Origin of the sequence: Pseudomonas sp. PS01301 (assembly GCF_029960215.1) — a bacterium.
GTDB lineage: Bacteria > Pseudomonadota > Gammaproteobacteria > Pseudomonadales > Pseudomonadaceae > Aquipseudomonas > Aquipseudomonas coleopterorum.
Map to the genome: position 1 here is coordinate 20,814 of NZ_JASCPM010000008.1, position 22,211 is coordinate 43,024.

The 22,211-nt window shown below is 66.0% G+C and carries 18 protein-coding genes; 4 read left to right on the forward strand and 14 right to left on the reverse strand.

The features are described from left to right. Positions 1 to 56: 56 nt before the first annotated feature. Both QMX89_RS06045 and QMX89_RS06050 read left to right on the forward strand, forming a co-directional pair. Positions 57 to 902 (forward strand): TatD family hydrolase, encoded by an 846-nt coding sequence (locus tag QMX89_RS06045; protein WP_282347461.1) that lies wholly within the window; start codon positions 57 to 59, stop codon positions 900 to 902. Between the two features lie 155 nt (positions 903 to 1,057). Beyond that, positions 1,058 to 1,288, forward strand: coding sequence for a hypothetical protein (locus QMX89_RS06050; RefSeq protein WP_049858907.1), 231 nt, complete (start codon positions 1,058 to 1,060; stop codon positions 1,286 to 1,288). Here the strand turns inward: QMX89_RS06050 and QMX89_RS06055 are convergent. From QMX89_RS06055 to QMX89_RS06105, 11 genes are all read right to left on the reverse strand, one after another. Beyond that, on the reverse strand, positions 1,257 to 2,051 hold the full coding sequence (locus QMX89_RS06055; protein WP_282347462.1) for a thioesterase family protein: 795 nt from the start codon (positions 2,049 to 2,051) through the stop codon (positions 1,257 to 1,259). The two genes, QMX89_RS06050 and QMX89_RS06055, sit on opposite strands and share 32 nt — an antisense overlap. A 114-nt stretch (positions 2,052 to 2,165) precedes the next feature. Beyond that, entirely contained in the window at positions 2,166 to 4,151 is a 1,986-nt protein-coding gene (locus tag QMX89_RS06060) for a transglutaminaseTgpA domain-containing protein (protein ID WP_282347463.1), read from the reverse strand. Then, entirely contained in the window at positions 4,148 to 5,104 is a 957-nt protein-coding gene (locus QMX89_RS06065; RefSeq protein WP_134723237.1) for a DUF58 domain-containing protein, read from the reverse strand. Before QMX89_RS06065 ends, QMX89_RS06060 begins: the two co-directional genes overlap by 4 nt. Beyond that, positions 5,101 to 6,018: an AAA family ATPase gene (locus QMX89_RS06070; RefSeq protein WP_049858911.1), complete on the reverse strand. Its 918-nt coding sequence runs from the start codon at positions 6,016 to 6,018 to the stop codon at positions 5,101 to 5,103. The genes QMX89_RS06065 and QMX89_RS06070 overlap by 4 nt, the downstream gene beginning before the upstream one ends. 69 nt (positions 6,019 to 6,087) lie before the next feature. Next, entirely contained in the window at positions 6,088 to 6,366 is a 279-nt protein-coding gene (locus QMX89_RS06075; RefSeq protein WP_043193238.1) for a hypothetical protein, read from the reverse strand. A 310-nt stretch (positions 6,367 to 6,676) separates the two neighbouring features. Then, positions 6,677 to 7,384, reverse strand: a complete 708-nt coding sequence (locus QMX89_RS06080) for a response regulator (protein ID WP_282347466.1) — start codon at positions 7,382 to 7,384, stop codon at positions 6,677 to 6,679. Between the two features lie 2 nt (positions 7,385 to 7,386). Then, positions 7,387 to 10,023, reverse strand: coding sequence for a sensor histidine kinase KdpD (locus QMX89_RS06085; RefSeq protein ID WP_282347467.1), 2,637 nt, complete (start codon positions 10,021 to 10,023; stop codon positions 7,387 to 7,389). 28 nt (positions 10,024 to 10,051) lie between these two features. Then, a complete protein-coding gene (gene kdpC, locus QMX89_RS06090) occupies positions 10,052 to 10,612 on the reverse strand; it encodes a potassium-transporting ATPase subunit KdpC (protein WP_282347468.1) in 561 nt (186 codons plus the stop codon). A gap of 16 nt (positions 10,613 to 10,628) precedes the next feature. Then, positions 10,629 to 12,683: a potassium-transporting ATPase subunit KdpB gene (gene kdpB, locus QMX89_RS06095; RefSeq protein WP_282347469.1), complete on the reverse strand. Its 2,055-nt coding sequence runs from the start codon at positions 12,681 to 12,683 to the stop codon at positions 10,629 to 10,631. A gap of 10 nt (positions 12,684 to 12,693) precedes the next feature. Then, on the reverse strand, positions 12,694 to 14,388 hold the full coding sequence (gene kdpA, locus QMX89_RS06100) for a potassium-transporting ATPase subunit KdpA (RefSeq protein WP_282347470.1): 1,695 nt from the start codon (positions 14,386 to 14,388) through the stop codon (positions 12,694 to 12,696). A gap of 6 nt (positions 14,389 to 14,394) precedes the next feature. Beyond that, positions 14,395 to 14,484, reverse strand: a complete 90-nt coding sequence (locus QMX89_RS06105; RefSeq protein WP_082223535.1) for a potassium-transporting ATPase subunit F — start codon at positions 14,482 to 14,484, stop codon at positions 14,395 to 14,397. A 198-nt stretch (positions 14,485 to 14,682) separates the two neighbouring features. On the opposite strand from QMX89_RS06105, the gene QMX89_RS06110 reads away from it, so the two are divergent. Both QMX89_RS06110 and QMX89_RS06115 read left to right on the forward strand, forming a co-directional pair. Then, a complete protein-coding gene (locus QMX89_RS06110) occupies positions 14,683 to 15,924 on the forward strand; it encodes an exonuclease SbcCD subunit D C-terminal domain-containing protein (protein ID WP_282347471.1) in 1,242 nt (413 codons plus the stop codon). Then, complete coding sequence (locus tag QMX89_RS06115; RefSeq protein ID WP_282347472.1) at positions 15,921 to 19,553, forward strand: AAA family ATPase; 3,633 nt, start codon at positions 15,921 to 15,923, stop codon at positions 19,551 to 19,553. The genes QMX89_RS06110 and QMX89_RS06115 overlap by 4 nt, the downstream gene beginning before the upstream one ends. A 54-nt stretch (positions 19,554 to 19,607) precedes the next feature. Here the strand turns inward: QMX89_RS06115 and QMX89_RS06120 are convergent, their stop codons facing one another. The 3 genes from QMX89_RS06120 to araD1 form a co-directional block, all read right to left on the reverse strand. Continuing rightward, positions 19,608 to 20,768 carry a lactonase family protein gene (locus tag QMX89_RS06120; RefSeq protein WP_056843630.1) on the reverse strand — a complete coding sequence of 387 codons (1,161 nt, stop codon included), beginning with the start codon at positions 20,766 to 20,768 and terminating at the stop codon, positions 19,608 to 19,610. Between the two features lie 104 nt (positions 20,769 to 20,872). Continuing rightward, positions 20,873 to 21,148 carry a DUF5629 family protein gene (locus tag QMX89_RS06125; protein WP_236707082.1) on the reverse strand — a complete coding sequence of 92 codons (276 nt, stop codon included), beginning with the start codon at positions 21,146 to 21,148 and terminating at the stop codon, positions 20,873 to 20,875. Positions 21,149 to 21,217: 69 nt separating this feature from the next. Then, entirely contained in the window at positions 21,218 to 22,207 is a 990-nt protein-coding gene (araD1, locus tag QMX89_RS06130; RefSeq protein ID WP_049858921.1) for an AraD1 family protein, read from the reverse strand. Positions 22,208 to 22,211 lie beyond the last annotated feature (4 nt).

The window sequence follows — 22,211 nt, forward strand, 5'->3', positions numbered from 1 at the left end:
TCTTGCCTATCACCAAGCTCTGGTATGCTTTTCGCCTCCTGCTTTGAGGTAGCACCATGCAACTCATCGATATTGGCGTCAACCTTACCCATGAGAGCTTCGCGCAAAAGCACGAGGCCATTCTGCAGAGGGCCTACGCCGCTGGCGTCTGTCAGTTGGTGCTCACCGGCACGAGTGTCGAGGGCAGCGAACAGGCCTTGCAGCTGTGTCAGCAGTGGGACGAAGCCGGTGAGCGCTTGTTCGCCACCGCCGGCATCCACCCGCACAGCGCCAGTGAGTGGAACGGCGACAGTGCCACGCGTTTGCGTGATCTGCTGAGCCAGCCACAAGTCAAGGCAGTGGGCGAATGCGGTCTGGATTTCAACCGCGACTTCTCGCCGCGACCACAGCAGGAGAAAGTGTTGCAGGAGCACCTGGCGCTGGCTGTCGAGCTGCAGCTGCCGGTGTTTCTCCACGAACGCGATGCGCCTCAGCGCCTGCTGGACATCCTCAAGGACTACCGCGATCACCTGCCGGCAGCCGTGGTGCACTGCTTCACCGGCGAGCGCAAGGCCTTGTTCGATTACCTGGATCTGGACCTGCACATCGGTATCACCGGCTGGATCTGCGATGAGCGTCGCGGCACTCACCTGCACCCGCTGGTGGGCAGCATTCCCGCCTCGCGGCTGATGCTGGAGAGCGACGCACCGTATCTGTTGCCGCGCACCTTGCGGCCCAAGCCCAAGAGTGGCCGCAACGAACCGGCCTTTCTCACCGAGGTTTTGCGCGAGGTGGCCCAGCATCGGAATGAAAGCCTGGCCGATCTGGCGTCGAGTACGACCGCTTGCGCCCGGGCATTTTTTCGCCTGCCCCAGATCAGCTCAGGCGCGCCCGCTCTCTATGACGCTGATAGCAAAGCTTGATTCGCGGGCGATGCGAGCGGTGACTATTATCGTTCTCAACCGATCCGGATCTGGATCTGGCTTGAACAATCGGCGGTTGGCTGGACTCTACAGCTCATGCCACCCGCCTTGCCGAACCCAGGTCCTGTTGCACCATGCCTATGGAGCATTGAGCCATGAACGATATGAACGCGCTGAACATCGTCAACGACCCGAACAACGGCATCCGCGTCTCGCGAGCCATCGCCCTGCCGTTGCTGGCCCTGTCTGCCCTGATGCTGGTCGATGCGGCTGCCTGCTCCAGCATCGCCGAAGCTGCCATCGGCGTGATCGGCCTGGTTGCCGCCTTCGCGCTGGGTCGCCCGCAGCATGCGCTCAGCCAAACACCGTCACCGTCTGCCGGCTGATCGCCAACAGCTCGCCTTGCGGGTTCCACATGGCTGCGGACGTGTGGCCATAGCCGTCCCGGGCATGTTCGATCACAGCCTGGTAGCGGCACCAGTCCAGGCTTCCCATGGCGGGCATGGGCTGGATGAATTCGATAGTCCAGGTCAGGCTGCTGCCAGGCGCTGGTTTGCTCAGATAAGGCAGCAGTGCGGGTGGCCAGGCGTCTCCCAGCACCAGCAGCAGTGCTTCGGTGATGGGCTCGTCGACTTCGTGTTCGCGTAGCTGCATCCACCCACCGATCCCGGCGACCGGTGTATTGCTGAACGGCAGCGCACCGATGCCCCATCGCATGTCCAAGTGTCGGATGTACTCCGGGGTAACGCCCGGCAGGTACGGCAGCGGCGTCGATTCGGCCAAGGGTTTCATGGGCGCCACCGGCATTGCGCTGATGTCGATTGCCGATTGCCGCGCCAGGCCGAAACTGGCCTGGACCACGGTCATGGTGCGACCGTGCTGAACTGCACGGGCCAGCACCGAGGTCACGGCACTGCCCTCGCGCAGTATTTCCACCTGCAGATCGATGGGCACGTCCAATGCGGCGGGGCCCACGAACGTGATCGCCATCGAACGGACCGGTCGGTCGGGAACGTGCGCCGCCATCGCCTCGTGCAGCAAAGCGGCCATGAGCCCGCCGTAACAGGCGCGGCCCTGGCTCCATTCGCGAGGTACGGTGACACTGTGGGGTGGACGTCGTGCGCTTGCTAGCAGGTCGCGAAGGTTCATGGGCCGGCCTTGAGGGTGAGGGTCGATGGGCTAGATGGTAGCCAGCTCGGCGCCCGATCGCAGGTTTCATATCGGCCAATTTACAGTTTGCGCAGCTTTCGTGGCGATACGCCGCTAGCGGATCCCTGGGCCAGGCGCGGTCGCCAGTTGTCGGCGCAAGGTCGCCAACGCAGCGCGCAATTGCTCGCGGGAAACCGGTCGACCAGCGTAGCGCTGGGCCATGAAGGCGTAGGCGAAGGCCAGGATGGCTTCGCTCTGTTTGGGCAGACGAGCCGCTGCGCGCTCGGCGAATGCCATGGCCCCTTCACCGGTATGCCGCACGAGGCCGCGCCGACGCAACAGACGCTCGAAGGCGACGAACTCCTTGAGCTGGGGATCGGTCCGACGCTGCCACGGTTTGAGCAGCCAGACACTGGCCAGCACCATGAACAACAACCCGCCGACCGGCAGCGCCCAGCGCTGCAGGCCCTGGAACCAGCGCGCGAGAAATTCGATCTGGCGCTCGCCCTGATACTCCAACACCCAGCGCTGCCAGCCGTAGTTGAGATTGTCCCACTGCAGGCGCAGGTCGTTAAGCCACGTCAGATGCGGGTAGCGCAAGGGCGAAAACGGTGAGCCGGCGAGAAATTCCTCATCTGCCGAGAGCGCCTGCTGCAAGCCCTGTTCGACCCGCGCGGGTGCCACTGCGGCAGTGGGATCGGCTCGTTGCCAGCCGATGCCTGACTGCCAGTACTCGACCCAGGCATGGGCTTCGAATTGACGCACGGTCAGGTAGTTGCCTGCCGGGTTCACCTCACCGCCCTGATAGCCGGCCACCACGCGCGCGGGCACCCCGGCCACGCGCAGCGCGTAGACCATGGCGCCAGCGTAGTGGGCGCAGAAGCCCCGGCGGCTGTCGAAGAGGAATTCGTCGATGCTGTCGCGGCCCAGCACCGGTGGGTTGAGCGTGTAGTGAAAGGGCAGCTCGCGAAACTGTCGGAGCATTTCGTTGACCAGTGCCGGTGCCGTGCTGAAACGGGCGTGCAGGTCTTGCGCCCACTGGCGCGTGCGCGGGTCGCCCTGCGCCGGCAATTGCAGCGCCGTGCGCAATGCGGGAGGTGCCAGCTGGGGTTCGCGGATCACCTGCGGCCAGGAAGTGACCGCGTACATCAACGGCTGGTCGACCGGGCGACGACGCTGCAGGCGTCCGTCGCTGAGCTGGCGCACGCCGGGCAAGGCGGTGCGCGCGACGTCCAGGGCGAACAGCCAGGGCTTGCCGCTGGGTTGCTGAATGATTTGATAGGTCAACGAAGGCCCGGTCGGTTGCCACTGTGCTGCCAGTTGGGTCTGGATCCAGGGCGACTGGCTCCAGGTGCGGCCGTCGTACACATCCAGGCTCAACGCGCGCCAGTACAGGTCGCGCTTGGGCGGTATGTCGCCCTCGAAGCTGGCACGAAAGGCCACTTCTCCGGATTGACTGAGGCTGGCCACGTCGGCCGGGCTCATGCTTTCCGACAAACCGGTCACGCCTTGCCCCGGCGCGGGCAGCGGCAGCGACCAGAGCGGTTCCAGGCGCGGAAAGAACACGAACAGCAGCAGCATCAGTGGCAACGCCTGCAACATCAGGCTACCGGCCAGTTTCAGCGTGGCCATCGGGCGTGCGATGAGTGAGGTCTGCTGCAATCCGATCAAGGCGGCGAGCAGCGCCAGCAGCGGCAGAACGCTATACAGCGCCCAGCCCAGGCTGGCATCGAACAGGTAGGCCACCGCCAGGCAGAACAGGCCGAGAAAGATCACCACGCGGGCATCGCGGGCGGTTTGCATCTCCAGAAGCTTGAGCAGGAACGCGGCCACCAGCAGCGCGGCGGTGGCCTCCAGGCCCACCCAGGTGCCGCTGGACAGATACACCCCGGCGGCCACCGCAAGCATCAGCGCTACCTTGATCAGCCGTCCCGGATAGCGCGCACGCATGCGAAACACCTGCACGCGCCACAGCGTGCAGCCCAACCACAACCCCAGCAGCCATAACGGCACGTGCCACCACAGCGGCACCAGTACCAGCGACTGCGCCAGCAGCAACCAGGTCAGGCTGACCCGCGGAATCGCGGCGGGCGTGCTCATGGCTGTTCTCCAAAAAGTGCCAAGGCACGCAGACAGGCTTCGCGGTGTGCGTCGCCGCTGTCGGTATCCAGCCGATTGCCGGGCAACTGCAGGGCGAAAGGCCGCTGCTCGCGGGACAGGGCCAATACCCAATAGCACAGGCGCGAGAGGCGCTGTTCGACATCGCCGCCCAGGGCCACGAAGTCCAGGCACAGCTCCTGGCCGCGCAGGTCGGCGAAGTCCTTGACCAGCAGCCCTTCGCCGCGTGAATAGGCCTTCCAATGCATGCGCCGCCAGGAATCGCCCGGCTGGTATTGCTTGAGGCCCTGAAAATCGTCCACGCCTTGGCCGTGCAGGCGTTGCGCCTGGTCTTCGATATCCGCCGACTCGCTGTGCAAGGTCGGCACTTCACCCTGCAACGGTTGCGGATAAACCAGCACTCGCTGGCCCAGGTCGACCCAGGTCCAGGCGGTCAGCACGCCGAGGGGAAAGCTGGTCTCCACGCGCATGCGCGGTGCTGGAAGCCAGCCGCGGCGCTCGGTCGGCAGGCTCAGTTCCAAGGCCTGTACGTGATCGGGGGCGACGTCGCTGCGTTGCAGTTGCTGCGCGTTCCAACCCACACCGATGGCCTGGTGCTCCTTGCCACCGCTTTCCAGGCGCAGGCCGAAGCGCGCCTGCTCGCCGACGAACACGGAGGTGGCGCCGTTGCCGCTGACCAGCAAGCCGCTGAGATTGCGGTAGGTGTGCAGAATGGCGACGACGAACACCGAGCCCAGCAGGAATACAAGGGCATAGGCCAGGCTGTTCTGGTAGTTGATGGCGGCGAGGAAGATCAACAGCAGCACGACGATGAAACCGGTACCGCTGCGGCTGGGGACGATGAAGATTCTGCGCTGGTCCAGCTCGATGCGCGGCGCTGCCGGCAAGCGGCGCGCCTGCCAGCGCCGCCAGCGCTCGCCGAGCAGCCGCCTCACAGCGCAGGCACCTCCCGCAGCAGCCACTGCACCAGCGCTCCGCCGCCCTGACCGGTAGGGTCGGCCCGTTCGCGCAGGCGGTGGCTGACGACTGAGGGCAGTACCGCTTGCACGTCTTCGGGAATCACGTAGTCGCGATCGAGCAGCAAGGCCCACGCCTTGGCAGCGGCAAGCAACGCCAGGCTGCCCCGTGGCGACAATCCATAGGCGAACTGCGGCTGGGTGCGGGTGGCTTCCACCAGGCGCAGTACGTAGTCCACCAACGCGTCGCTGGCCCGCACTGCACGGGCCTGAGCTTGCAATGCGGACAGCTGCGCGTGGTCGAGTACGGCGCTCATGCGTGGCAGCAGATCGCGTCGCGACTCGCCCATCAGCAAGGCCTTTTCGGCGGCCTTGGCCGGGTAGCCGAGCGACAGGCGCATGAGAAAACGGTCCAGTTGCGACTCGGGCAGCGCGAAGGTGCCGCCCTGGGTGGTGGGGTTCTGCGTGGCGATCACGAAAAACGGCTGGGGCAATGGACGGGTGGCGCCCTCGATGGTGACCTGGCCCTCCTCCATGGCTTCGAGCAGGGCACTCTGGCTCTTGGGCGTGGCGCGGTTGATTTCGTCCGCCAGCACCAGTTCGGCGAAGATCGGTCCGGGGTGGAAGACGAAACGACCGCTGTCCTTGTCGAACACCGACGTGCCGAGGATATCGCTGGGCAGCAGGTCGGAGGTGAACTGGATACGTTGGAAACTCAGGCCCAGCACCTTGGCCAGGGTATGACTCAGGGTGGTCTTGCCCATGCCGGGCAGATCCTCGATGAGCAGGTGGCCATCGGCGATCAGGCAGGTCAACGCCAGGCGAACCTGGGTTTCCTTGCCCAGCAGGACTTCATTGACGGCTTGCAGGCATTCATCCAATCGGCTGCGCATGGCAGACACTCCTTGTCGATACTACGTCTGCTGGCCCGCTGTCAGGCGCGCCTGGGCGACCGAAGTGCTTCAGCGTCCGGCACGCGACTCGCGGATGTAGAACCGCGCTTTTTCGGCCTTGTTGGTGCACCCCTCGAAGGCTTCGAACTGCTGCTGGGTCTTGGCCCCGGTGAGCAGCGACAGCGCCTTGGAATAGCTTACGGTACCGGCCAGGCCTTCGGCCTTGGCCAGGTCAAGCTCGTGCCAGGCACCATCGAGCTGCGTGGCGCAGCTGTCGCGGTAGGCGGTCTTGCCGGCACAACCGCTCAAGGCCAGTGCCACCAGCGGCACACAGATCCAGGCTTTCATCGATGACACCTCGGGAAAAACGTCAGGGTAATGCTGGGTCAGACGATGTGCCATCTAAAAAGTGCCGTTGTGTGGGAGCGGGTTCCTGTGGGAGCGGGTTCCTGTGGGAGCGGGTTCCTGTGGGAGCGGGTTCCTGTGGGAGCGGGTTCTACCCGCGAAGGCGTCGGCACTGACACCGCTGGATTCGAATGTAAATCCGGGATTGATGGTGTGGGGGCTGGCGTCTTCGCGAGTAGAACCCGCTCCCACAGGGATAGCTTCCACAGGAGATAGCTTCCACAGGGGATAGGTGTGGGCTGGGGGCGGCGCGTCAGTCGGGGCTTGCGAGGCGGTAGCCGACGCCGGGTTCGGTGATGAGGAAGCGCGGGGCGGCGGGGTCGTCGCCGAGTTTGTGGCGCAGGTGGCCGACGACGATGCGCAGGTAGTGACTGTCGTCGAGGTGGGTCGGGCCCCAGATATCCTTGAGCAATTGCTGCTGGGTGATGACTCGCCCCGGATAGCGCGCCAGCTGTGCAAGCACGGCGTACTCCTTGCGGGTCAGGGCCACCTCGACGCCATCGAGGGTGACCCGGCGCGATGCCAGGTCGACCTGCAGCGGACCCAGTTGCAACGCCGCTTCGTGGACCGGGCTACCGCTGGCCTGGCGCAACAGCGCACGCACTCTGGCGAGGAACTCCTGGATGCCGAAGGGCTTGGTCACGTAGTCATTGGCGCCGTTGTCCAGGGCCTGGACTTTCTGTGCCTCGCTGGCGCGCACCGAGAGCACCAGCACCGGTACCGTGCTCCACTGGCGCAACTGCTCCAGCACCTGCTGGCCGTCCATGTCCGGCAGGCCGAGGTCCAGCACGATCAGGTCCGGACGCAGCAGCGCAGCCTGGCTCAGGCCCTCGGCGCCGGTGCCCGCTTCGATCACCTTGTAGCCTTGGGAGACCAGGCTGATGCGCAGGAATTTGCGGATCTGCGGTTCGTCGTCGATGACCAGCAAGGTGCTGGCCAGAGGAGAATGGGTAAGGCTCATGCTCAGGTATCCGGATCGGCGCCCGGTTGAGCGCGCAGCGGCAAGCATAAGGCGATGCAGGTGCCATGGCCATCGATCCCGCTGCCGACTTCCACGCGACCGCCATGGGCGCCGACCATACCCTGGCAGATCGCCAGGCCCAGCCCCGTGCCCTGCCCGCCTCGATCACCGCGCGCGGCGGTGTAGAACATGTCGAAAATCTTCGCCCGCTCGGCTTCGGGAATACCGGGCCCCTCGTCGCTGACCGCGAGCAGCAGGCTGTCGTCACGCACACGGGCCGACACCTGCAAGCGTCCGCCCACGGGCGAAAACCGCGCGGCATTTTCCAGCACGTTGACCAGGGCCTGCTCGATCAACGCCGCATGCACATAAAGCAAGGGCAGTTGCGCGGGTACCTGCACCTGGACCTGCAACGGTGCCAGCGGCGCGCGCAATCGACTCACGGCGCTGGCGACGATATCCCCGGCCGCCACCCAGTCCCGCGCCAGCTTGAGAGCGCCGTGGCCCAGGCGCGTCATGTCGAGCAGGTTCTGGATGTAGCGGTCCAGGCGCTCGGCTTCGTCACGGGTGACCTCGAGCAACGCCTGGCGATCGTCCGGCGCCAGGGCCGTGCCCAGTGCCAGCAGGCTGTCGATGCTGCCACGCATGGCGGTCAGCGGCGTGCGCAGGTCATGGGACACCGAGGCCAGCAAGGCACTGCGCAACTGTTCGGTTTCACCGTGCAGGCGCGCCGCTTCCAGGTCATGGGCCAGGTCAGCACGGGCCAGGGCCTGCGCCACCGGCTGCACCAGCGCGCCGAGCAGGCGTCGGCCGGGGTCGTCGAGCCGACCGGCCTGCTGTTCGGCCACCGCGAGCAACGCCAGCACCTGGCCCTCCCACGTTACCGGCAACCACCACCAACGCCCCGCCGGCAATGTGGTGGTGCCCAGCCCGGCCGGTTGCGCGTGGTTGCCGGCCCACTGCGCTGCAGCCAGTTCGGTGGTCGAGAACGACACCGCCCCGCCCTGAACCACCTTCCAGCCCTGCTCGCTGCGCTCGAGCAGACAGATGTCCAGCCCCGGCCAACCCTGCAAGTGCTGCGCGGCTGCACTGAACACCGCCTGGCGGTCGGTCGCTGCTGCCAGCAGTCGGGACAGCTCCAGCAGTTGCGCGGTGTGCGCCTGAGTTTCGCGCAAGGCGCTGAGCTGCTGGCGCTGGCGCGCGGCCAGGTTGCCCGTGAGCGCTGCCATCAGCAGGAAGAACAGCAGGGTCAGGACGTCCTCCTGACGCTGGATGCTCAGGGAGAAATTAGGTGGGATGAACAGAAAGTCGTACGCCAGGAACGACAGCGCGGCACAGCTGAGCGCCGGCCCCGGGCTGCTGCGGACCGCCACCAGCAGCACGGCGGCGAGGAACACCAGGGAGATATTGGGCAAGTCCAGCACCTGTGCCACGGCCCAGGCCAGCCCGCTGGCCAAAAGCGTTGCCAGTATCGCCAGGGCATACTCGCGCCAACGTCCGACGGGCCGTGTGCGCGGCGTTGGCGGTGACGGCACCTGAGCCCGCGCCAGCACGTTGATTTCCAGACCGCTGGGATGGCGCAGCAAGCGTTCGGCCAGGCCCGCGCCGAAGCGGCGCCGGCGCGACTGGCCGACCAGTACCAGGTTGGCTCGGCGGTCGGCGGCGTGTTGCAGCAAGGTCCTGGCCACTTCCGCATCGCGCAGCTCCACCACCTCGCCGCCCAGCCGTTCGGCCATCTGCTGGGCCAGTTTCAGGCGCTGACGCCCTGTTTCATCCAGCAGCGAGCCGTCGTCCACATGGACCACGGACCAGGGCAGATGACGACGGCGGGCGACGCGGCTGGCGTGGCGCACCAGGCGCTCGGCCTGCTCGTCGGCGGCGATGCCTACCAGCAGTCGTCCGCGCACGCTGGGCGCCTGCTGGCCGAGGCTGCGGTAGCCTTCGCGCAGATCGTCGTCGACCTGGGCGGCGGCCGTCTGCATGGCCAGTTCGCGCAGGGCGCTGAGGTTGGTCTGGGTGAAGAAGGCGTCGATGGCGGCCCGCGCCTGCTCCGGCACGTACACCTTGCCCTCGCGCAGGCGTTCGAGCAGCTCGCGCGGCGGCAGGTCGATCAGCAGCAGATCGTCGGCCTCCTGCACCACCCAATCGGGCAGGGTTTCGCGCACCTGCACGCCGGTGATCGTCTGGACCTGATCGTTCAGGCTTTCCAGGTGTTGGACGTTGACCGTGGTGTACACATCGATGCCGGCGGCGAGCAGTTCCTGCACGTCCTGCCAACGCTTGGCGTGACGGCTGCCAGGCGCATTGCTGTGCGCCAGCTCGTCGACCAGGACCAGGGCCGGGCGGGCAGCGAGCACGGCATCCAGGTCCATTTCCTCGAGGGTCACGTCGCGGTATTCGCAGCGCCGCAACGCCTGCTGGGGCAGACCGACCAGCAGCGCTTCGGTTTCCGCGCGGCCGTGGGTCTGCACCACGGCAGCCAGCACCTCGATGCCCTGACGCTGGCGAGCGTGGGCGGCCTGGAGCATGGCGTAGGTCTTGCCGACACCGGGCGCGGCGCCGAGAAACACTTTCAAGCGGCCACGCCCGCTGCGGGGCAAGGCGGCCAGCAGGGCATCGGCGCGGCCGGAATCACTCATGGTCTGGGCTCATGGCATCGCCTCGTGGTCATCGGGACTGTGACGTTAGCCGATCCAGCGCCTGGTTCAAAGCCAGCACGTTGACCACCTGCGGGCCGATGGCCGGCGATCGAGTCTGCGCCTGCACCAGCGCGCGCAGAGTCGACTCGGGCAGCCCGCGTTCGCGCGCCACCCGGGGGACCTGATAGCTCACCGCTGCCGGTGGCAGATCAGGGTCCAGGCCACTGGCCGAGGTGGTCAACAGCGCCAGCGGCACCGGACCTTGCTGCGCATCGAACTGCTCATCGGCCTGCGCCAGCACGCGAGTGCCCAGCGCTGGATTGCTCGGCGCCAGGTTGCTCGCACCGCTCGCCAGGGTCGCGTAGTCGGCTGCCGAAGGCCGTGAATGGAACCAGCGCTCATCGGTGAAGGCCTGGGCGAGCAAGGTGGAACCGCGCACCTCGCCCTGCGCGTCGCGCACCAGGCTGCCGTTGGCCTGGGCGGAAAAGGCCCACTGCCCTACCGTCCACACCAGCAGCGGATAGGCACCGCCGGTGAGCAAGGTCATCAACAGAATCAGGCTCAAGGCCGGACGCAACAAACTGTTCATCATTCAAGCTCCAGGGTCAGACCAGGTGCAAAGCGGTGAGGACGATATCGATGGCCTTGATGCCGATGAAGGGCACCACCAAACCACCCAGGCCATAGATAAGAACGTTGCGCCGCAGCAGTTGCGCGGCGCTGTCGGCCTGCACCCGCACGCCGCGCAGGGCCAGGGGGATCAACACGATGATGATCAAGGCGTTGAAGACGATGGCCGAGAGGATCGCGCTCTGCGGGCTGGCCAGGTTCATCACGTTGAGCACGCCCAGGGATGGGTACACCGCAGCGAATAGCGCCGGGAGGATGGCGAAATACTTGGCCACGTCGTTGGCGATGGAAAACGTGGTCAAGGCGCCGCGGGTGACCAGCAGTTCCTTGCCGATACGCACGATGTCGAGCAGCTTGGTCGGATCGCTGTCCAGGTCGACCATGTTGGCTGCCTCGCGCGCGGCCTGGGTGCCATCGTTCATCGCCACGCCGACGTCGGCCTGGGCCAGCGCCGGGGCATCGTTGGCCCCATCGCCGCACATGGCCACCAGGCGGCCGTCGGCCTGTTCCTGGCGTATGCGCGCCAGCTTCTTCTGCGGCGTGGCTTCGGCCAGCACATCGTCGACCCCGGCTTCGGCGGCGATGGCGGCAGCCGTCAGCGGGTTGTCGCCGGTCACCATCACGGTGCGGATGCCCAGCTTGCGCAGCTGCTCGAAGCGCTCGCGAATGCCGGGCTTGACCACGTCCTTGAGGTGGATGACACCCAGCAACTGCCGGTCGCGGCATACCAGCAACGGTGTGCCGCCACTTTGCGCGATGCGCTCGATGTGTTCGGCCAGCGCAGGCGCAAGCTGCGCCCTGGACTGGCCGATGAACGCCAGCAGCGAGTCCACCGCACCCTTGCGGTAGCTCTGCTGGTCGAGGTCGACGCCCGACAGCCGTGTCTGGGCGCTGAACGGCACCGATTGCCAGCGCTCGGCGGCCGGCTCGTCGATGCTGAACAGCGGCCGGATAAACTCGACCACCGAGCGCCCTTCCGCCGTCTCATCGCCCAGCGAAGCCAGCAGCGCACCTTCGGCCATCTGTGCGTCGCTGACGCCAGGGGCGGCATGCAAGGCGCTGCAGCGGCGGTTGCCGAAGGTGATGGTGCCGGTCTTGTCGAGCAGCAACACATGGACGTCGCCGGCCGCTTCCACGGCGCGGCCGGACTTGGCCACGACGTTGAGCCGCACCAGGCGGTCCATCCCGGCGATACCGATGGCCGACAGCAGGCCGGCGATGGTGGTCGGGATCAGGGTCACCAGCAATGCCAGGAGAAACACCAACGGCAGGCTGTGCCCGGAGAAGCGAGCAAACGGCTGCAGGGTGACCACCACCAGCAGGAAGACCATGGTCAGGCCGATCAGCAGGATGTCCAGGGCCACTTCGTTGGGCGTCTTCTGCCGCTTCGCGCCCTCCACCAGAGCGATCATGCGATCCAGGGTCGACTCGCCGGGGTCGGTGCTGATCTCGATCAGCAGCCAGTCCGACACCACCAGGGTATTGCCGGTGACGGCCGAGCGGTCGCCACCCGATTCACGGATTACCGGCGCCGACTCACCGGTGATGGCGGCCTCGTTGACGGCGGCGATGCCCTCGCGCACCTCGCCGTCACCGGGAATCATCTGCCCGGCTTCGACGCGAACCACATCGCCCTTGCGCAAGGCGGTGGCGGCAACCGTCTCGAAGCTGCCGTCGGCACGTTGCCGGCGAGCCTGCAGGCCCTGGCTGCCGGCCTTGAGGCTGTCGGCGCGGGCACGGCCACGGCCTTCGGCCAGTGCTTCGGCGAAATTGGCGAACAGCAGGGTAAACCACAGCCACACGGCAATCTGCACGGCAACCGAGGCCGACACTGCCGGGTCGGGCAGCAGGCACAGGCCAGTGGTCAGTACGGCGCACAATTCCACCACCAGCAGCACGGGGCTGCGCAGCAGTCGCCGGGGGTCGAGCTTGACGAACGCCTGCAGCAGCGCGGGTCGCCACAGGGCACTCAAGGTGGCCCCGGCGGGCGGTTGTGGTTGCGTGGCAGCGGCAACGGTCGATCGGTTCATGGTCCAGGCCTCAGAAATGCAGGTTCAAGTGCTCGGCGATCGGCCCCAGGGCCAGCACCGGCAGGAAAGTCAGGCCACCCACGATCAGCAGGGTCACGGTCAGCAGGGTGATGAACAGCAGGCCGTGGGTGGCGAAGCTGTCGGCGCTCGGCGCGCTGGCGTTTTTGCTGGCCAGGGCTCCGGCCAGGGCCAGCACCGGCAGGATGTAGCCGAAGCGGCCAAGCAACATGCCCAAAGCCAGCATGAGGTTGTGAAAGGCCGTGTTGGCGGACAGGCCGGCGAAGGCCGAACCGTTGTTGGCGCTGGCCGAGGTGTAGGCATACAGCAGCTGAGTGAAGCCATGGGGGCCGGGGTTGCTCACCGCTCCGGCCGGCCCCGGCAGGCTCACGGCGATGGCGCTGAGCACCAGCACGCCCACGGGCATCACCAGCAGGCTCGCCACCAACCAGCGCACCTCGCGCGCCTGGAGTTTCTTGCCCAGGTATTCCGGAGTCCGACCGATCATCAAGCCGGCCAGGAACACCGTCAGCAGCACGTTGAGGAGCATGCCGTAGAGACCGGCACCGACACCGCCGAAGATGACTTCGCCGAGCATCATGTTGACCAGCGCGACCATCCCGGAGAGCGGGTTGAGGCTGTCGTGCATGGCATTGACCGAGCCATTGGAGGCGGCCGTGGTGGTCACCGACCAGAGCACGCTGGCGGTGGTGCCGAAGCGGCTTTCCTTGCCTTCCAGCGGCGCGGTCTGTTCGACCATGGCACTGGCCAGCAATGGGTTGGGTTGCTGCTCGGCGTACAGCGACAGCCCCAGGCCCAGCAACAGCAAGGTCAACATGCAGGCCAGGATCGCCCGGCTCTGGCGCAGGTCCTTCACGTAATGGCCGAAGGTGAAGACCAGGGCGACCGGGATGGTCAGGATCGCGACCAGTTCGAACAGGTTGCTCCAGGCCGTGGGATTCTCGAACGGATGGGCCGAGTTGACCCCGAAGAACCCGCCGCCATTGGTGCCCAGTTGCTTGATGGCGATCTGGCTGGCTGCCGGGCCGAGGGGGATGGTCTGTGGGTTGCCCTGCAAGGTCAGCGCGTCCACATAGGGCGCGAATGTCTGCGGCACACCCTGCCAGACGAGGAACACAGCGAGCAGCAAGGCCAGCGGCAGCAGCCCATACAGGGTGGCACGGGTCACATCGACCCAGAAGTTGCCCAGGGTACTGGCCGAACGGCGACTGATGCCACGGCACAGCGCCACCAGCACCGCCAACCCGGTGGCAGCACTGAGAAAGTTCTGCACGCCCAGGCCAGCCATCTGGCTCAGGTAGCTCAGCGAGGTTTCGCCGCTGTACGCCTGCCAGTTGGTGTTGGCCATGAAGCTGACGGCGGTGTTGAACGCCAGGGTCCATTCCTGGCCCGGCAGGTGCTGGGGATTGAGCGGCAGATATCCCTGCAGCATCAGCATGGCGAACAGCAGGCCGAATCCGGCCAGGTTGAAAACCAGCAGCGCCAAGGCATATTGCTGCCAGCTCTGCTGCTGTTGCGCATCGATACCGCAAACGCGGTAGCACAGCTTCTCCACCGGTTGCAGCGGTACGCTGAGCCAGGTGCGCTGGCCTTCCATGACCTTGTAGTAGAAACGTCCGAGCCAGGGCGCCGGCAGCAGGATCAAGGCGAGAAAGGCCGCTATCAGGGCGAAATCGTGACTGTTCATCAATGACTAGCCTCCACTGGCGCGCAAGAGGGCAACGAGCAGGTACACGAACAAACCGATGGCCAGCAGCAGGAACAGGCCGTCCAGAACAGACATGGGAATATCTCCAGGCGCGGCGGCTGCCGCTTGCCGACATTCTCCGAGGCCAGGGTGTAAAGGCGCGAGATCGATACCCGGGCCTGGCCGTAAAGAAAGCGTAAAAATCGGTCCGTCACATCCCGCTACGAGCGGGCGCATGGGAAGCGCGGGACCGAACGGCTATCATGGCGGCCTTCCCTGCCCCCTGGAGCCTTCATGCGCCTGTTCCACACCTCCGACTGGCACCTCGGCCAAAGCCTGCACGGTCAGGAGCGCGACTTCGAACACGCAAGCTTCCTGCGCTGGCTGCTGCGTCAGCTCGCCCAGCGCCAGCCCGACGTGCTGCTGGTGGCGGGCGACATCTTCGATACGGTCAATCCGCCGGTGCGGGCGCAGGAGCGGCTTTACAACTTCATCGTCAGCGCCCATGAGCAACAAGCGCAGCTGACCATCGTGATGATCGCCGGCAACCACGACTCCGGTTCGCGCATCGAATTACCGGGGCCGTTGATGCGTCGCCTGCGCACCCATGCGCTGGGCCGGGTGATGTGGCTCGAAGACGGCCGCCTCGACAGCGAGCGGCTGTTGCTGCCGCTGCCCGATGCCCATGGCCAGGTGCAGGCCTGGTGCCTGGCCCTGCCCTTCCTGCGCCCCGCCGAGGTGACCGGCGCAACCCTGGGCGAGGATTACCTGCAAGGCATCGCCCAGGTCCACGAAATGCTGATCGCCGCTGCCAATGCCCGACGCACGCCGGGTCAGGCCCTGATCGCCATCAGCCACGCGCACATGGCGGGCGGTTCGGTGTCGATGGAGTCCGAGCGCAGCCTGGTGATCGGCAGCGCCGAAGCCCTTCCGGCCAGCCTGTTCGATGCCAGCATCAGCTACGTTGCGCTGGGCCATCTGCACAAGCCACAGAAGGTCAACGGCGAATCACGCATTCGCTACAGCGGCTCGCCCATACCGCTGTCGTTTTCCGAGATCGAGTACCCGCACCAGATCCTCGAGATCGAGTGCGCCGGCGAGCAGCTGGTGAGCGTGGAACCGATCCTGATCCCGCGCGCGGTCGACCTGCTGCGCATCGGCCCGGCGCCGTTGCCGCAGGTCCGCGAACAGTTGCAGCAACTACCGGACGTGGACCTGTTGGCCGATGTGCTGAGCTACCCCTGGCTGGAAGTGCGGGTAGTACTCGACGAGCCGCAACCGGACCTGCGCCAGCACATCGAAACCGCCCTGCAAGGCAAAGCCGTGCGTCTGGTGCGGATCGCTGCCGAGTACGCCGGGCGGGTCAACGCCGACCACGAGGATGTCGGCGCCCTGATCGAGCTGGACCAGCTCAGCCCCCACGAACTGTTCAGCCGCGCCTGGCTGGACAGCTACGGCAGCGAGGTGGACGAACAGACCCTGGACGACTTCGCGCAGTTGTTGCAGGAAGTGCAGCTGGAGGGCGAAACCCCATGAAGATTCTCGCCATCCGCCTGAAGAACCTCGCCTCGCTGGCAGGCCCGTTCGAACTGGACTTCACCGCCGAACCGCTGGCCAGCGCCGGTCTGTTCGCCATCACCGGCCCCACCGGCGCGGGCAAGAGCACCCTGCTCGACGCCCTGTGCCTGGCGCTGTTCGGCGCCGTACCGCGTCTGGGCAATGCGTCGCAGAGTGCCAAGGTGCCCGACGCCGACGGTGAAATCGGCAGCTACGACCCGCGGACCCTGTTGCGCCGGGGTACCGGGGCGGGCTATGCGGAAGTGGATTTCCTCGGCGTCGACGGTCGTCGCTATCGCGCGCGCTGGGAGGCCAACCGGGCACGGGACAAACCGGCGGGCAAGTTGCAGAACAGCCGGCAGTCGCTGCGCGATCTGGACAATGACCAGTTGCTCGCCAGCCAGAAAGGGGAATACAAGCAACTGCTGGAAGCCCGCCTGGGGCTGAACTTCGAGCAATTCACCCGTGCGGTGATGCTGGCGCAGAGCGAGTTCAGTGCCTTTCTCAAGGCCGACGACAATGAACGCAGCGAACTGCTGGAAAAGCTCACCGACACCGCGCTCTATACGCGCCTGGGCAAACGCGCCTTCGAAAAGAGCCGCGACGCCCGCGAGCAGCTCAAGCACTGGCAGGACCAGGCCACCGGTATCGCGCCACTGACCGCCGAAGCGCGCGAAGCGCTGGATCTGGAATTTCACACCGCCAGCGAGCAACTGCGGCAGCACCAGGCGCACCTCAAGCAGGTGGAACAGCAACAACAGTGGCACCGCGAAGACCGGCGCCTGAGCGACGACTGCCAGGCGGCACGGCAGCAGGTGGAAGACGCATCCCAGGCATGGGAAGCAGGCGCCGAGCAACGTTTGCAATTGCACATGCTCGAACAACTGGCACCGCAACGCTACCTGTTCAGCCGCGAGCAGGAAGTGCGCACCCAGCTCCAGCCCCTAGCCGAACGTATCGAGCTGTCGCGTTCGCGGCAGCAACAGCAGGCGGTGCAGCAGCAACAACTGGACGAGCAACGCGAGCAGGCCGGGCGCACGCTGCAACAGGCGTTGGCGCAACAGGCCCAAGCGCAGCCCCGGTTGCAGCAGGCCTTCGACGAGCAGTCGAACCGAAGCCGATTGCAGGCCGAGCTCGAACCCCTGAGTCCGGCGCTGGCCGACTCCGAGCGGCAGCTTGCGTCCGGGGCGCAGGCGTTGCTGGGCATGGAGCAGCAACAGACCGACAGTGGCGAACGCCTGCAGCAGGTCGCCGACGCGCTCGAGCGCAGCGCCGAACTGGCGCCGCTGGCCGCCACCTGGAGCGCCTACCTGCCGCGCCTGCAGCAAGTGGTGACGCTGAGCAGTCGCCTGCGCCAGGGCGAGATCGAACTGCCAGAGTTGCAGACGCAGGCACAGGCCACAAAGACGAGCCTGGAAGCGCATCAAAGCGACCTTGCCCACGTCTTTCAGCATGCCCCATGCAGCGCCGAGGACCTGCCCGAGCGCTTGCAGCAACTGACCCAGCGCCTGCAACAGCAACGCCTGGAACTGCGTGGCGTACAGGAACTGGAACGGCTGTGGCAGCGGCGCAACGCCGTTCAGGAACGTCTGGAACAAGGGCGCCAGCAGCAGGCCACCTTGCTGGCCCGGCGCGAGCAATTGACCGCCCAGGGGCTGGAGGTCCGCGCGGCCCATGAACAGGCCGAGCAAGCCTTGAAGGTGACCCTGCAACTGCTCGAACGCCAGCGCCTGGCGCGCAGCGAAAGCGTCGAGCAGTTGCGCGAACGTTTGCAGCCCGAGCAGCCCTGTCCGGTCTGTGGCAGTATCGAGCACCCCTATCATGCGCCGGAGGCGCTGTTGCAGGCGCTGTCGGCGCACGATGACGACGAAGAGCAGCGCGCCCGCGCTGCGCTGAAGCCGCTGTCCGAACGCCTGGTCGAGCTGCGTACCGAAGTCGGCGCGCTGATCGAGCAGCACAAGCAGCTCAAGGCGCAGGAGCAACAATGGCTCGACCAGCCAGGCGACGCCGAGCTGGCCCGGCATCCGCTCTACCCTGCCCTGAGCGACGCCGAGCAGCCGGCGGACTGGCTGCGCGACACCCTGGCCAACCACACGCGTCTGATTGACGAGGATGAACGTCAGCAGAACAGCCTGCTGGCCTTGCAACAGCAGGCGACCGCCCTGCAGCGCGCCGTGACGCAGGCCAGGGAAGCCAGCCAGCAGGCGCAGCAGACACTGCAGGCGCATCAGTCCCACCTGGACGCCGACCAGCAGCGGCTCGACGACGAGTTGCAGGCGCTGGCCAGTCAGTTGCCCGCCGCTCGCCTGCAGGCCCTGCGCGAACACCCGGCGCAGACGTTCATGGCCTTGGAGCAGAACATCGCCGAGCGCCTGGCGCAGATCGAGCAGCGCGATGAAGAACAGTCGGAATTCGACGCCCGTGCGCGACGCATCGAGCAGGCCCGCAGCGAGCATGCGCGGCACCAGACCGACTGCGAGCAGCAACGCCAGCGGGTCGAGGCGCTGTCCACGCACCTGCAGACTTGCGAAGCACGACTGCGCGAATTGCTGGGCGAGCATGCCCAGGCGTCCGCCTGGCAGACGGCCTTGCACGATCAGGTCGAGACGGCGCGCGAGCAGGAACGGCAGGTCGACCGACAGCAACAGGATCTCCGAACCCAGACAGTGCAGACCGCCAGCGCCCTGGAGGCCGACACTGCGCAGCAGGCCCAATTGCAGCAAACCCTGGCTGACGTGCAGCAGACCCTGCACGCCTGGCGCGAGCAGCGTCCGCAACTGGACGACGACGGGTTGCAGGCACTGCTCGCCATCGATGAACCCCAAGTCGATGAGCTGCGCAGCCGCCTGCAGGCCACGGAAAAAACCCTGGAACAGGCGCGCATCCGCTTGCACGAACGCGAGCAGCGCCAGCAGGCTCATCGGACACAGGTCGACGCGATTGCCAGTGCCGAGGCGCTGGACGCACAGCACGCGGCCCTGCTGATGGACGTCGAACGGCAGGAGCAGCAATGCGCCGAGCTGCGCGCACAGCAAGCCGAAGACCAGCGTCGGCACCGCGCCAACCAGACCCTGCAGACGCAGATTGCCGAGGCCGATGCGCACTACCAGCGTTGGGCGCGCCTGGCGGCGCTGATCGGTTCGGCCGAAGGCGATCGCTTCCGCAAGATCGCCCAGGCCTACAACCTCGACCTGCTGGTGCATCACGCCAACGTGCAACTGCGTCAGCTGGTGCGCCGCTACCGCCTCAAGCGCGGCGGCAGCATGCTCGGGCTGTTGGTGCTGGACACCGAAATGGGCGACGAACTGCGCTCGGTGCATTCGTTGTCGGGCGGGGAAACCTTTCTGGTGTCGCTGGCACTGGCCTTGGGGCTGGCGTCGATGGCATCGAGCACGCTGCGCATCGAGTCGCTGTTCATCGACGAAGGCTTCGGCAGCCTCGATCCCGAATCGCTGCAACTGGCGATGGACGCACTCGACGGCCTGCAGGCGCAGGGCCGCAAGGTGGCGGTGATTTCCCACGTGCAGGAGATGCACGAACGCATCCCGGTGCAGATTCAGGTGCGGCGTTTGGGCAATGGGCTGAGCAGCGTCGAGGTCAGCGGCTAGCGCCCTGACCCGGACAACGCGGCGTGCCTGGCACGCCGGGTTCTCTGTAGCGTGTTACTGAGTCAGGAATTTCAGGTCCGACGGCGCGTCCTGCTTGAAGCTCTGTACCGTCTCACCCAGCATCCCGGTGCTGGCGTCGCGCTTGAGCACGGTGATCTGGTTGCTCTTCTGGTTGGCGATCAACAGGAAGTGACCGGTGGGGTCTAGGGCGAACTCGCGTGGGTGATCGCCGTCCACGTGCCGACGCTGGATCTCCTTGAGATGGCCGGTGCCGGGGTCGACGCTGAACACCAGCATCTGGTTGGCCGTGCCACGGTTGCTCACGTAGAGGAAGCGACCATCGGCAGACAGGTGCAAGGCGCCGCTGGCGCTTTCCTTGCCGACAGTGCCCAGTTCGAGCAGCTGCTGGCGTACGAGGTTGCCATCTTTGACGTCGAACATGGCCAATTGACCGCTCATTTCCAATGTCAGGTAGGCGTGCTTGCCATCACGACTGAACAGCAGGTGACGCGGACCACTGCCGTCCGGCAGTTGCACCGAGGCCGGTTGAGCGGGCACCAGCGGACGCTCGGCGGACTTGGGCTCATAACGGTACACGTAGACCCGGTCGGCGCCCAGGTCGCTGGCGTAGACGTAGCGGCCCGAAGGCGGCAGCGACACCACCGAGTGCACGTGGGGCCCGGCCTGGCGCTCGGGGTTGACCTGGCTGGCCACGTGCTTGAGCTCCTGCACGACGTTACTGAGGGTGCCGTCTTCGGCCACATTCAGCACGCTGAGGCTGCCGCCCGGATTGGCACTGACGGCATAGTTGGCGACGAACAGGTGGCGCCCGTCCTGGCTCAGGCTGGAATGGGTCGGCTCGTCGCCGCTGGTGGCCACCTGATTGACCTGACGGATATCGTGGGTCTTGCCGTCCACGGTGAAGCTGGTGACCTTGCCAATTACGTCTTTCTGGCCGGGGCCGTTTTCATTGACCACGAACAGGCGGCGCTGGTCCTGGGACAAGGTCAGCCAGGACGGGTTGGAACTCTTGACCGTCTGCCGAGGCTGGGCCTCGATCTGGCCGGTAGTGCTGTCGAAGGCATAGCGGTAGATGCCTTCGCTGGAACCCTGGGTGTAGGTGCCCACCAGCAGGTCATATTTTTCGGCTGCAGCGGCGTGCAGGGATGTCAGGGCCAAGCCGTTGACAAGCATGGATAGCAAAACTCGCTTCATGAAGGTTTCTCCGAAGCCTCTTGTGTGTGGCCGATCTTGCATGGCGCTGAATGTTGTTGCGGCAGCAGGAGCGAACGTGGATCGGACTTTACAGACCACCGTGTTCACGCCTGGGTTTCATCGTCTTCGTCGCGGGCCGAAAAGGCACTGAGGCACGTCAAGGTGTGGGACGTGCCGTCGCGAGTGATAACGAAGCTGTCGGGCTCGGCACCTGGCTGAGCAGCCTGCTGCTCAGCCAGGGTAAACGCCCAACGCTTGAGCTCGCGGCCGTCCATGCATTCGATGTGCAGGGTCTGCTCTTCGTCGAAGGAGAAGTCGAAGGCATGCAGCGTGTCGATCAGCAGCATGTCGCAGGTTTCTAGCGCGGTGGGCAGGGTCATGGTCGGACCTCCTGGGTAAAGTCGGACCATGATACCTGCGATGCATCCTTCTGGCCTGCTGTCGCGCCCCTACAGGACGCCCACGGTGCCTGGAGCGAACGCTTGCTCTGCCTGGCCAACGCTGTTCACCAACGGTGCGCCGAACTCCGGCAGGCTGATTTCGAAGCGATCACCCACCTGGGTGGCGAGGCCATCGGCGAACGACAGCGTGGCCGTGCCGAAGAAGTGAATATGCACGTCGCCGGGATTGAGGAACTGCGCGTACTTGAAATGGTGGTACTCGAGGTTGTCGAAGCTGTGGCACATGTTCGCTTCGCCACTGAGAAATTCCTTTTCCCAGATCACCTCGCCAGCCCGCCGGATACGGCTGGTACCGGACAGGTGTTCGGGCAGCTCGCCCACGCGCAGCTCCGGACCATAGCTGCAACTGCGCAACTTGGAATGGGCCAGGTAGAGGTAGTTCTTGCGTTCCATCACATGGTCGGAGAATTCGTTGCCCAGGGCGAATCCCAAGCGATACGGGCGGCGGTCCGGGCCGATCACGTACAGCCCACCCAGCTCGGGCTCTTCGCCGGCGTCTTCGGCGAAGGGCGGAACGGGGAACGCCTGGCCGGGCCGCACGACGATGCTGCCGTCGCCCTTGTAGAACCACTCCGGCTGCACCCCGGGCTGGCCCGCGGCAGGCTTGCCGCCCTCCACACCCCACTGGAATATCTTCATGCTGTCGGTGACTGCCGTGTCGGCGCTGTGCTGGTGCATCTTGTCGCGGGTGGCGGCACTGCCCAAGTGGGTCAGGCCGGTGCCGGTCACCAGCATGTGCGCCGGATCGGGGTGATCCAGCGGCGGCAGAATGCGCCCCTGTTCGAGCAACTGCGGGTAGTCGTGCTGCTCACCCAGACCGCAGCCATCCACCGCCTGGGCCAGGCCATGACCTGCGGCGATGGCGGCCAAAGCCAGTTCACGGACGCTGTTCGCGCCGCGCACTTCGTGGACCCGATCGCCGTCGACCAGACCGACCCGACGTTGACCGTTGTTCAATTCAAATTGCACCAGATGCATGACG